The 11,124-nt window shown below is 71.3% G+C and carries 11 protein-coding genes; 9 read left to right on the top strand and 2 right to left on the bottom strand.

Features of this window, described 5'->3' with window-relative positions; genetic code table 11:
- The coding region (locus MXD58_RS10810; protein ID WP_250609275.1) for an FGGY-family carbohydrate kinase at positions 1-923 on the top strand (923 nt) is incomplete at its 5' end.
- 361 nt (positions 924-1,284) lie between these two features.
- On the top strand, positions 1,285-1,551 hold the full coding sequence (locus tag MXD58_RS10805; RefSeq protein WP_248836905.1) for a hypothetical protein: 267 nt from the start codon (positions 1,285-1,287) through the stop codon (positions 1,549-1,551).
- Between the two features lie 424 nt (positions 1,552-1,975).
- Here MXD58_RS10805 and MXD58_RS10800 read toward each other — a convergent pair whose 3' ends face one another.
- On the bottom strand, positions 1,976-3,436 hold the full coding sequence (locus MXD58_RS10800) for a M20/M25/M40 family metallo-hydrolase (RefSeq protein WP_248836906.1): 1,461 nt from the start codon (positions 3,434-3,436) through the stop codon (positions 1,976-1,978).
- Positions 3,437-3,577: 141 nt separating this feature from the next.
- Between MXD58_RS10800 and MXD58_RS10795 the strand changes: the two genes are divergently transcribed.
- The 4 genes from MXD58_RS10795 (at position 3,578) to MXD58_RS10780 (ending at position 7,264) form a co-directional block, all read left to right on the top strand.
- Positions 3,578-4,396 carry a COG4705 family protein gene (locus MXD58_RS10795; RefSeq protein WP_248836907.1) on the top strand — a complete coding sequence of 273 codons (819 nt, stop codon included), beginning with the start codon at positions 3,578-3,580 and terminating at the stop codon, positions 4,394-4,396.
- A 7-nt stretch (positions 4,397-4,403) separates the two neighbouring features.
- On the top strand, positions 4,404-5,114 hold the full coding sequence (locus tag MXD58_RS10790) for a DedA family protein (RefSeq protein ID WP_248836908.1): 711 nt from the start codon (positions 4,404-4,406) through the stop codon (positions 5,112-5,114).
- A gap of 168 nt (positions 5,115-5,282) precedes the next feature.
- The gene (locus tag MXD58_RS10785; protein ID WP_248836909.1) at positions 5,283-6,119 is read left to right on the top strand and encodes an undecaprenyl-diphosphate phosphatase; all 837 of its coding nucleotides are present in this window, start codon (positions 5,283-5,285) and stop codon (positions 6,117-6,119) included.
- 320 nt (positions 6,120-6,439) lie between these two features.
- A complete protein-coding gene (locus MXD58_RS10780) occupies positions 6,440-7,264 on the top strand; it encodes a hypothetical protein (RefSeq protein WP_250609274.1) in 825 nt (274 codons plus the stop codon).
- Between the two features lie 132 nt (positions 7,265-7,396).
- Here the strand turns inward: MXD58_RS10780 and MXD58_RS10775 are convergent, their stop codons facing one another.
- A complete protein-coding gene (locus MXD58_RS10775) occupies positions 7,397-7,963 on the bottom strand; it encodes a DUF1990 domain-containing protein (RefSeq protein ID WP_248836911.1) in 567 nt (188 codons plus the stop codon).
- A gap of 583 nt (positions 7,964-8,546) precedes the next feature.
- On the opposite strand from MXD58_RS10775, the gene pdhA reads away from it, so the two are divergent.
- The 3 genes from pdhA to MXD58_RS10760 form a co-directional block, all read left to right on the top strand.
- Positions 8,547-9,797 carry a pyruvate dehydrogenase (acetyl-transferring) E1 component subunit alpha gene (gene pdhA / locus MXD58_RS10770; protein ID WP_248836912.1) on the top strand — a complete coding sequence of 417 codons (1,251 nt, stop codon included), beginning with the start codon at positions 8,547-8,549 and terminating at the stop codon, positions 9,795-9,797.
- A gap of 11 nt (positions 9,798-9,808) precedes the next feature.
- Positions 9,809-10,861, top strand: coding sequence for an alpha-ketoacid dehydrogenase subunit beta (locus MXD58_RS10765; protein WP_248837008.1), 1,053 nt, complete (start codon positions 9,809-9,811; stop codon positions 10,859-10,861).
- Positions 10,862-10,864: 3 nt separating this feature from the next.
- A partial coding sequence (locus MXD58_RS10760; protein ID WP_308301941.1) for a biotin/lipoyl-containing protein occupies positions 10,865-11,124 on the top strand: 260 nt, incomplete at its 3' end.

Here is an 11,124-nt window from a genome sequence, read left to right as displayed (position 1 = left end):
GCGCGCGGCTGCTCGACCCGAGCGGCGCGCTGCGCCCCGGCGTGCCGCTGTGCCCGCCCGAGGGTGACGCCGGCACCGGCATGGTCGCGACGAACTCCATCGCGCCGCGCACCGGCAACGTCAGCGCCGGCACCAGCATCTTCGCGATGATCGTGCTCGAACACCAGCTCAGCCAGGTCCACCCGGAGCTCGACCTGGTCACCACCCCCGCCGGGGACCTCGTCGCGATGGTCCACTGCAACAACGGTGCCAGCGAGCTCGACGCGTGGGTCGGTCTGTTCGAGGAGTTCGCCGCCGCCCGCGGCCTGCCCCCCGACCGGACGGCGGCCTTCGACACGCTGCTGCGCAGCGCGCTGGACGGCGCGCCCGACGGCGGCGGGCTGATGGCCTACAACTACCTCTCCGGTGAGCCGATCACCGGCCTGGCCGAGGGTCGCCCGCTGTTCCTGCGCACCCCCGACAGCGCCTTCACCCTCGCCACCTTCATGCGCACCCAGCTGTACTCGGTCTTCGCCACCCTGCGCCTGGGCATGAACGTCCTGCAGGACGCCGAATCCGTCGAACTCGACCGGATGTTCGCCCACGGTGGTCTGTTCCGCACCGCCGGCGTCGCCCAGCGCTTCCTCGCCGCCGCCCTGCGCACCCCCGTCTCCGTCGGCGACACCGCCTCCGAGGGCGGCGCCTGGGGCATCGCCCTGCTCGCCGCCTTCCGCCTCCACGTCCTGGACGGCGGTGACGGTGACGGCGCGGACGCGGGCGGCAGCGACCTGGCCGCGTTCCTCGACAGCCAGGTCTTCACCGGCGGCGACCTCACGACCGCGAAGCCCGACCCCACCGACGTCGCTGGCTTCGACACCTTCATCGCCCGCTACGTCGCCACTCTCCCCGCCGAACGCGCCGCGGCCGCGATCGATCCCGCCTGACCGGCGGAAGACCCTGGTGATCAGGCGTAGCCGACTGCTGCGGCGATGGTTGCCTTTCCGCGTCGCCGCGGTCGACCTGTAGGGGAAAAAACGGTCGTGAACCCTGCGGAGAGGCCCCGAAGGCCGCCGCGGCGCGGATAAATCGGGCTTGACGACCCGCCAGATTGTGACGCTCGGTGAGCATCCTCCGAGAGGGGCGCGGGCAGTGTTCCGGAGGGCAACGCCGCCCACAAGCAAGCCGACCGGCGCCGGATGTACATCAGCCGACAACGATGCCCACCGAAACACGGGCCCCGGTAAGTTGCGGACACAAAGTGGCAGAAGGCCGGATGTAGGCACACGTCCGATACTGAGGACTTGAATGTCGAACGACGAACCGAACGGTAAACCGGTCAAACACACCGCACGCTTCGGCCGGCCCGTCAACTATCTTGCCGACATCGTCGTCATTCTGCTTTGCAGCAAGCTTGCCGGTCTGATCGACGACGGGGTCCCAACCCATGTCATCGGCGGCCTGGTAGGGCTTCTCCTGGCGTTTGGCTATCATTTCCTTTCTGACAGCGACAAGCCCGACCAGCCGGAACCACCGACCGACAAGGATCCGGATCCGGCACCAGAATCGAACTAGTCCGTTCGCGACCGACCACCCGTTTCACCCACACCCCGTAAACCTCACTGAAGAGCTGACGGTCCATATCGGTCACGATGCCCACGCACCGGCACCTCTTTTCGGGCATCCGTGCCGCGACCGGCCGGGTCGGGTTGCGCCAGATCGGTAGCAGCAGGTGGCCACGGGCGAGGAGTTCGGCGCGGTGGGCGCTGCCGAGTTTCGCGAGAATGGTGCGGACCTGGCTTTCGACGGTGCGTTCGCCGAGTAGCAGCGCGGCGGCCACCTACCCGTTCGACCGGGCCTGGGCGAGCAGGGCGGCGACCTCGCGCTCGCGGCACCCCCGCCCGCGGCGACTCTCCTTACTTCCTGCCGGCCGGTGGACTCAAAAGTCACGGTGAGCGACGGAGATCAGAGACCGCCGCGGTGTCCGCGGATGCCCTCATCATGATCGGCCGGGCACGACCTGGCGGGGTGCGGCGGCGAGGTGGGCGAAGTAGTGGGTGAACATGCGGATGCCGCCGGCGGCCTGGGTCCAGTCGAAGTGCTCGTTGGGCGCGTGGTAGCCGTGGCTGGGCAGGCTGAGGCCGAGCAGGGTGACGGGGGCCTTGAGGTACTGGTCCATCGTCAGGACGGCGCCGATCGAGCCGCCCTCGCGGACGAAGGCCGGGCGGCGGCCGAAGGCGAACTCGACGGCGTTGGCCGCGAGCTCGGCGTGCGGGCCGGTGCGGGGGCCGAGGTACGGCGCGAGCGCGGCCTCCATCTCGACGTGGGCGTCCGGATGCCGGGTGGTGATGAAGTCGCGGACCAGTGCGAAGACCTCGGTCGGCTGCTGGTGCGGGACGATGCGGGCGGAGAGCTTCACCGTGGCCCGCGGCGGGACGACGGTCTTCACGCCGGGGCCGGTGTAGCCGCCGGTGAAGCCGTGCACCTCGAACGTCGGCTCGGCCATGATGCGGCGCACGACCTCGCGGGCGTCGGTGGTGCGCAGCGCGGCCAGGCCGTGCGCCGCCCTGAACACGTCGACGTCGAAACCGGATGCGACGAAATCGTCGAGCTCGGCGGCGGAAACCGGTGCGACGGCGTCGGCGAAACCGGGGATGAGCACCTGCCCGGTGGCCGGGTCGAGGCATTCGGCGACGATCTGGGCGAGCTCGGCCAGCGGGTTGCGGGCGGGGCCGCCGGTGAGGCCGGAGTGCGTATCGGCCGTGCCGGTCTCGATCGTGACCTCGAAGGTGACCAGGCCGCGCAGACCGTAGTCGATCGCCGGACGGTCCGCGGAGATCCAGATCGTGTCGGAGACCAGCACCGAGTCGGTCGCCAGGCGCGGCAGTTCCGCGCGGACGAACGCCTCGAAGTTCGGGCTGCCGATCTCCTCCTCCAGCTCCCAGACGAACCGGATGTTCAGCGGCAGCGCGCGGGCCGCCGCGTACTGGGCGGCCTGCAACGCGGTCAGCGCCGGGCCCTTGTCGTCGGTGCTGCCACGGCCGAGGTAACGGTCGCCGTCGATGGTCAGCCGGAACGGCTCGGTGAGCCATTCGGCCGGGTCCGCGGGCTGGACGTCGAGATGGTTGTAGATCGTCACGGTCGGTCGGGACGGCCCGGCGAGGTACTCGCCGACGACGACCGGGTTGCCGGCGGTCGCCACGATCCGCGCGGCCAGGCCCGCCTCGCGCAGCTGGGCGGCGGCGAGTTCGGCGGTGCGAACGATGTCGGGGGCGTACGCCGGGTCCGCGCTGACGCCGGCGGCGCCGACGAGTTCACGCAGCCGCCGTTCGAACTCCGGGCGGCTGGCGTCAACGTAGGCGTCCAGACCGGCGAGGAGCGGGTCCGGACCGGCGGTGGCGATGCTCGCGTGGTCACCAGGAGCGGAGCTGCCGTCGCGGGCAGGGCTGTCGTCAGGCACGAGGAGATCGTACGGATGCTCCTACGTACACGGTCTTCACATCGCCGCCGTGATGGTCTGCGTCGTGCTGGCACCCGTCCGGGCGACCCGGGCGGCGGCCAGTGGGCGTCCCCTGCACCGACCAGCGGAAAGAGCCGCCGAATGCCACCGCACCCGTCCCACCGGCTGCGTCGCCCGGAGCCTCTCGCGGCGAAGGTTCCGGAGATCACGGGCCTGTTCTGGACCATCAAGATCCTCTCGACCGGGATGGGGGAGGCCACGGCGGACTTCCTCGCCGGGGTGAACCTGGTCCTCGCCGCGGCGGTCGGTCTGGTCGGGTTCGCCGTCGCCATGGCACTGCAGCTGCGCGCCCCGCGCTACCGGGCATCGGTGTACTGGTTCGCGGTGGTGATGCTCGCCGTGTTCGGCACGATGGCCGCCGACGGGCCGCCGATCGGCCATGTCGGCTCGGCGGTGTTCTACGCGGTCGTGCTCGCCGTGGTCCTGTGGCGGTGGCACCGCGACGAGGGGACGCTGTCGATCCACTCGATCGTCACCAGCCGGCGCGAGACCTACTACTGGCTGACGGTGCTGGCCACCTTCGCCCTCGGGACCGCGCTCGGGGACGTCACGGCGGACACCCTGCACCTCGGCTACCTGCCGTCGGGCCTGCTGTTCACGGCCCTCATCCTGCTGCCGGTGATCGCCCGGCGCTGGTTCGGCCTCGGCGAGGTCGCCGCGTTCTGGGCCGCCTACGTCGTCACCCGCCCGCTGGGCGCGTCGTTCGCCGACTGGCTCGGCAAGCCGGCGCACCGCCACGGTGTCGGCCTCGGCGACGGCACGGTGAGCGCGGTCGCCACGGTGCTCATCGTCGGCCTCGTCGCCTACGCGGCCCGTTCCCGCCGCGACGTGCAGCGCCCCGCGGTCACTGGACCGCTGGCCGCTGCCCGCCTCCCCCAGCCTGCTCGGACCGAGGTCTGAGACCGTCATGACCGATGTGTTCGCACTGAATGTGCTCGACCCGTCGTCGATCGCCTCGTCGGTCGGCCTGATCGGCCTCATGGTGGTGGTCTTCGCCGAGACCGGGCTGTTCGTCGGGTTCTTCCTGCCCGGCGACTCCCTGCTGTTCCTCGCGGGTGCGCTGTGCGCGGCCGGGTCGACGGCGTCGGGGCCGCACCTGCACCTCGGTGCCGTTCTGCCGGGGGTCGTGTTCGCCGCCATCGCCGGGGCGCAGACCGGCTACCTCATCGGCCGCCGCGCCGGGCCCCGGCTGTTCGACCGTCCCGACTCGCGGCTGTTCCGGCGGGAGTACGTCGAGCGGGCCCATGGGGTATTGGACCGCTACGGGTTCGGGCGGGCCGTCGTGCTGGCCCGGTTCGTCCCGGTCGTGCGGACGTTCATGAACCCGCTGGCCGGCGTCGTCGGGGTTCCCGTGCGGGTGTTCACCATGTTCAACGTGCTCGGTGGAGTGGGCTGGGCGGCCGGGGTGACACTGCTCGGCTACGCGCTCGGGCAGACGATCCCGATCGAGCGGTACATGATCCCGATCTCACTGGCGATCGTGGTCCTGTCCGCCATCCCGGTGGTACGGGAGTACCGGGGCCATCGGCGCGGCAGCGGTCGGCGCCCGGCGTGGGAAGGCCCGGTGTCCACGACTGGCACGGATGATCCCGAACGCCAGGGCCACCCGGGTCGTTGACCCTCACATCGGGCGCACACGCACGGTGTTCTACTGTGCGGTTCTGACCAGACCTCAGCCGGCGTGAGCGGGGGTGGGACGCCGGTGCGGCGGTCCGTGCCCGCCTGCCGCCGGCCTCCGACCGCGCGGGCCTGCCGCCGCGCCTGGACCACTTAGGGTAATGATCGCGTGAGTGTCATCAGTGTTGGCCAGGCCGTTCTCCTCGGCGTCGTGGAGGGGCTGACCGAGTTCCTGCCGGTCTCCTCGACCGGCCACCTGAAGATCACCGAGGGCCTGTTGGACATCCCGGTCGACGACAAGTCGGTCGTCGGTTTCACCGCCGTCATCCAGGTCGGCGCGATCGCGGCGGTGCTGGTGTACTTCTTCAGTGACATCAAGCGCCTCGTCACCGCCTGGTTCCGCGGCCTGGCCCATCCCGAGCAACGGCAGAACCGGGACTACACCTTCACCTGGTGGGTGATCTACGCGACCATTCCGGTGGTGCTGGTCGGCGTCGCGGCGAAACCGCTGATCGACGGGCCACTGGCATCATTGTGGGTGGTGGCCGGGTCGCTGGTCGTCGGCAGCGGGTTCATGTGGTTCGCCGACCGCTACGGCCAGCACAAGCGCGGTGAGGACGACATCACCCGCACGGACGCGCTGGTTGTCGGCGCGTCGCAGATTCTCGCGCTGCTGTTCCCCGGCTTCTCCCGGTCCGGAGCGACGATCTCCACCAGCCTCATCCGCGATCTGGACCGGGTCGCGGCGACACGGCTGTCGTTCTTCCTGTCCATTCCCGCACTGACCGGCGCCGGGCTCTATGAGCTCAAGGACGCCGTCGGCGGCGGGGTTTCCGTGCTGCCGGTGGTCGTCGGCACCGTCGTGTCCTTCATCGTCGCCTACGCGTCGATCGCCTGGCTGCTGAAGTTCGTCGCCCGGCACACCTTCGACGCGTTCGTCTGCTACCGCATCGTCGTCGCCGTGGCTCTCGCCGGCATGCTCGCCGCCGGCGTCCTCGAAGCCTGACGCCCGTACGCCCGGCTCCCCCGCGGCGCCCGACTCAGCCGACCGGGCCGCCGGCATGGCTCACATTCCGGACCCTGCGCCACGGAGACGAACAACGCCACGGAAAAACCCCTCCGCCATGAATGCCGACCGTGCTATCAAGAGCACGACGTCGGCAGCCATGCCGGACTTTACGGGGGATCTCCATGGCAGGCTCTACTTGTAGTTCCGGCGAAACCGGACGAACGGTCCGACCTGACGGCGGCCGCGGCCGGCGGTCACCGGGCGTACGCCAAACCCTGCACCGACGGCTCGCCGCCGTCGTGGCACTCCTGGTCGGGATGACCACCGGGACGCTTTTCCTGTCCGCCGGCCCGGCATTGGCCTACGGATATCACTACGACTATCTCGTGGCCAACAGCAACCTGTCGGCGGACACGGTCTTCAGATACGTCAACACGCATTTCCGGGACGTCTTCTCGGCGCTGCTGGCACCGAGTGACTGCCCGCAGACCCTGACGGTCGGCGCCGACTGCGACCTCGTCGGCGTCGATGGGAAGGGCAACATCCACGTCGACGAGGTCGGTAGCCGGAACTTCGTTTTCCGGTCGCGAGCCGGGCACATCGAGGGCGCCAACAAGGTCATCAACTTCACCTTCTACAACGAGGGCGACCAGGTGCGTCTCTCGGTGAGTGCCACCGGTGAGGACAACCTGTGGCAGAGCGTCCCGTTCGCCAACCGTTTCAACCGGGCCACCGTGAATCATCTGTGGAACTCGTTCGCCGACAACGTCGGTGGCACGATCAGGTCGGGCCGCCTCGCCGCGCCCAGCCAGCTCAACCCGGCGGAGATCGTCGACGTCGGCGCCTCGCTGGCCTCGCCGGACGGTCGGTATGTGCTCACGATGCAGGGAAACGGCGACCTCGTTCTCTACGCGCCCGGCCATCGTGCCGTGTGGCTGTCGCACACGACGACGCCGGGCACGATTCTCATGCAGCAGGCGGACGGAAATCTCACCCTGCGGGCGCCGGGAAACGTGCCGGTGTGGGCGAGTAACACCGCGGAGCATCCCGGGACCGTCCTGCAGATCCAGAACGACGGAAACGTAGCTCTGTACGCGCCCGGCCACATCGCCATCTGGGCGACCAACACGCTGGGCGCGTAGATCGGCCGCTCGCGCCCGGCACGGATGAGGACGAGGTGAGGGGCGGGCGGCGCCGCCGAACAGCGGCCCCGCCCGCCCGTCCGTTCGCCACCCGGCGGCGACAGCAACAAGGCGGCTGGAACGACACCCGCGTCAGGTTCCGCCCGTTCCGGCGGCCACCTCCCGCACCGCGCGAACATACCGACCGGTCAGCAGATTCTGGACGCGGCGGCCGACCGGGCCGGCGAGCGTCGGCAGGACACCGTTCGGCCGGCTGAAGGCCGTGATGGTCAACCACACCTCGTCGTCATCGTCCCGTTCAACGACGAACGCCTCCTCGCCGATCTCGGGATGTCCCGGCAGCGTTCCATAGGCGAAACCGCGCCGGTCCGCCTCGTCGATCACCCGCACCACCCGGCAGCCGGCCGCCACGCCGACACCGCCCCACCCCGCGCACATCACGACCGTGGCCCCCAGCACCGCCCGGGGCCCGGACGCCGCCGGCCGCAGTCCGGCGCCGCGGTGCATCCCCCAGGTCATGACCGTCTCGACGGCGGCCTCGAACACCGGCGACCCGTGGCCGAGCCCTTCTCGGCGCGAGAAGTGCCAGTACGCCGGCGGCAGCGGCCCGCCGGTCGCCCCGAGCTCGACGTAGGTCGGTTCGGTGCTCACGGCGCGCGAGAGCTCGCGCACCAGGCCGCGAGCGGCGATCAGTCTCATCGCACCACTGTCCCAGCCCGCCACTCGGCGTCGGCGCCGTTGTCGGCGCCGCAGCCGTGCCCGTCCTGACGTGAACGGACTTTCCGGCGACGGGAAAACGGAATTATTGCGGATCCACCCGCTCGCGCTCGGCGGCGTGGGTGTCCCGGCCGACGCCGCCGACGGCTGGGCGGAATTTATTTGGCCGCTCTTATGGGTGAGTGCGGATCCAGGGCGGCGTAAAGGCACGGCCGGTAACCCACCGGCGGCACCCCTTGGTGCCATTTCGACAACACGTCGAAGGCGCCGGTGTTTACAGACCCCACTTTCGCTGTCAAGCCGGCGTGACAATGACCACGGCCCAGCCAGGCAAAGGTCGAGGAGAATCGTTCGGGAGAGGCCGGCCATACCGGGTTGTGTGGACTCTTCGCTGCCGCCACGACCCGGCCGGCGTCGGAAAGGGTGACGGAAGACGGATCGTGACCATCGACGGCGCCCCCGGCCCGCGGCCGAAAGCCCGTCGCGGCCGACCGCGACCGAACGCGTCGCAGGATCGCGATCTCTTCACGAACCACGATTCCCATCCGAGTCCCGAAGGCGGGCAATGACCCTCGTTGACCACAGCACGTCGCCTGATCTCGTGGGGCCGCCGCACTCTCACGGCCCGCGCCGTGACGCGGCGCCGTTGCTGCCCGACCCCGAGCCGGTCCGCGTCCTGGGCACCGAGGCCGCGGCGGCGTTCGATCCCGAGCTCGCACGGGACCTCCACCGTCGGCTCGTCCTCGCCCGCCGGTTCAACCAGCAGGCCACGACACTGACGCGGCAGGGCCGGCTCGCCGTCTACCCGGCGTCCACCGGGCAGGAGGCCTGCCAGGTCGGCGCGGCGATGGTGCTGCGCCCGCAGGACTGGCTGTTCCCGAGCTACCGCGACACGCTCGCCGTCGTCGCCCGCGGGGTACGGCCGATCGACGCGCTGACGCTGATGCGGGGGCACGCGCACTGCGGCTACGACCCGTATGAGCACCGCATCGCCCCGTTGTCGACGCCGCTGGCCACGCAGGCCGCGCACGCCGTCGGGCTCGCCCACGCGGCCCGGCTGCGGGCCGCCGAAGACCCCGCCCGCGACGAGCGGCTGGTGGCGCTGGCCCTGGTCGGCGACGGCGCCACCAGCGAGGGCGACTTCCACGAGGCGCTGAACTTCGCCGCGGTGCTCGGCGCGCCGGTCGTGTTCCTCGTCCAGAACAACGGGTACGCGATCTCCGTCCCGCTGGCGCGCCAGTGCGCCGCGCCGACGCTGGCCCACAAGGCCGTCGGCTACGGCATGGTCGGCCGGCTCGTCGATGGAAACGACGCCCTCGCGGTGCACCAGGTGCTCTCCGACGCCGTCGAGCACGCCCGATCCGGCCGCGGGCCCGTGCTGGTCGAGGCGATCACCTACCGACTCGACGCGCACACCAATGCCGACGACGCGACGCGCTACCGCAGCGCCGGCGAGGTCGAGGCCTGGCGGGCCCGTGACCCCCTCACCCTGCTCGACGCGCACCTGCGCGCGCGGGGCCTGTTGGACGACGCCGGCGCGGCGGAGCTCGCGCGCGCCGCGGAGGAGCTCGCCGGGCGGATCCGCGCCGAGTTCGAGGCCGCGCCGGAACCCGACCCGGCGACGCTGTTCGCGCACGTCTACGCCGAGCCGACCAGCCAGCTACGCGCGCAGGCCGCCGAGCTCAGCGCCCGGCTGGCCGCCGAGGCGGCGGAGGACCCCGACGGCGACCCGTATCACCTCGACGGCGACGGCTTCGATGCCGACGCGCTGACCGCGGACGGGCGGGGCACCGAGGGTCTGGGCGGCGCCGCGTGAGCGCGACGACGATGGTGGGTGCCCTCAACGCGGCGCTGCGGGACTGCCTGCGCGAGGACCCCGCCGTGCACGTCCTCGGTGAGGATGTCGGGGCCCTCGGTGGCGTCTTCCGGGTCACCGACGGGCTGGCCGCCGAGTTCGGCTCCGCCCGCTGCCTGGACACGCCGCTGGCCGAAGCCGGCATCCTCGGAACCGCGATCGGGATGGCGATGTACGGGCTGCGCCCCGTCGTCGAGATGCAGTTCGACGCGTTCGCCTTTCCGGCGTTCGAGCAGCTCGTCTCCCATGTCGCGAAGATGCGTAACCGCACCGGCGGCCGGGTCGGCCTGCCGATCACGATCCGGGTGCCCTATGGCGGTGGCGTCGGCGGCGTCGAGCACCACAGCGACTCCAGCGAGGCCTACTACGCGCACACGCCCGGTCTGCACGTCGTCACGCCGGCGACCGTCGCGGACGGCTATGGGCTGCTGCGGGCGGCGATCGCCTCGGATGATCCGGTGGTTTTCCTGGAGCCCAAGCGCCTGTACTGGTCGTCGGACCCGGCCGACGCCGAGGCCCCAGCGTCGCGTGCCCCGGCGGCGGGTGCCCCGGCGGCGGGTCTCTCGGCGTCGGGTGCCGGGCCCGGTACCGGGCGGGGTGCGCGCGAGGGGGTGGCGCCGATCGGGCGTGCCGTCGTGCGGCGGGCGGGGACGTCGGCGACGCTGATCACCTACGGGCCGTCGCTGCCGATCTGCCTGGCGGCCGCGCAGGCGGCGAAGGCCGACGGTCTCGATCTCGCCGTCGTCGACCTGCGTTCGCTGGTGCCCTTCGACGACGAGACGGTCTGCGCCGCGGTGCGGGCCACCGGACGCGCCGTCGTCGTGCACGAGGCCAGCGGGTTCGGCGGGGTCGGCGCGGAGATCGCCGCCCGGGTCGGCGAGCGGTGCTTCCACCATCTCGCCGCCCCGGTGCTGCGGGTCACCGGCTACGACATCCCGTATCCCCCGCCGATGCTCGAGAAGCACCACCTGCCCAGCGTCGACCGTGTCCTGGACGCGGTCGCCCGACTCCAGTGGGAGCAGTAAGCGGTGGCCGAGGTACGCGAGTTCACTCTTCCCGATCTTGGCGAGGGCCTGGCCTCCGCCGAGGTGGTCCGCTGGTTCGTCGACGTCGGCGACGTCATCGCGGTCGACCAGCCCGTCGCCGAGGTGGAGACGGCCAAGGCGCTCGTCGAGGTGCCGTGCCCGTACGCCGGGGTGGTGACCTCCCTGGCCGGCCCGGCGGGCACCGCCGTCCCGGTCGGGGCGCCGCTGGTCACGGTGGCCGTCGGTGATCAGCAGGGCGCGCC

Source organism: Frankia sp. AgKG'84/4 (assembly GCF_023242965.2).
In the GTDB taxonomy this organism is placed as follows: Bacteria; Actinomycetota; Actinomycetes; order Frankiales; family Frankiaceae; genus Frankia.
This window is presented reverse-complemented; position numbering and strand designations above follow the sequence as displayed.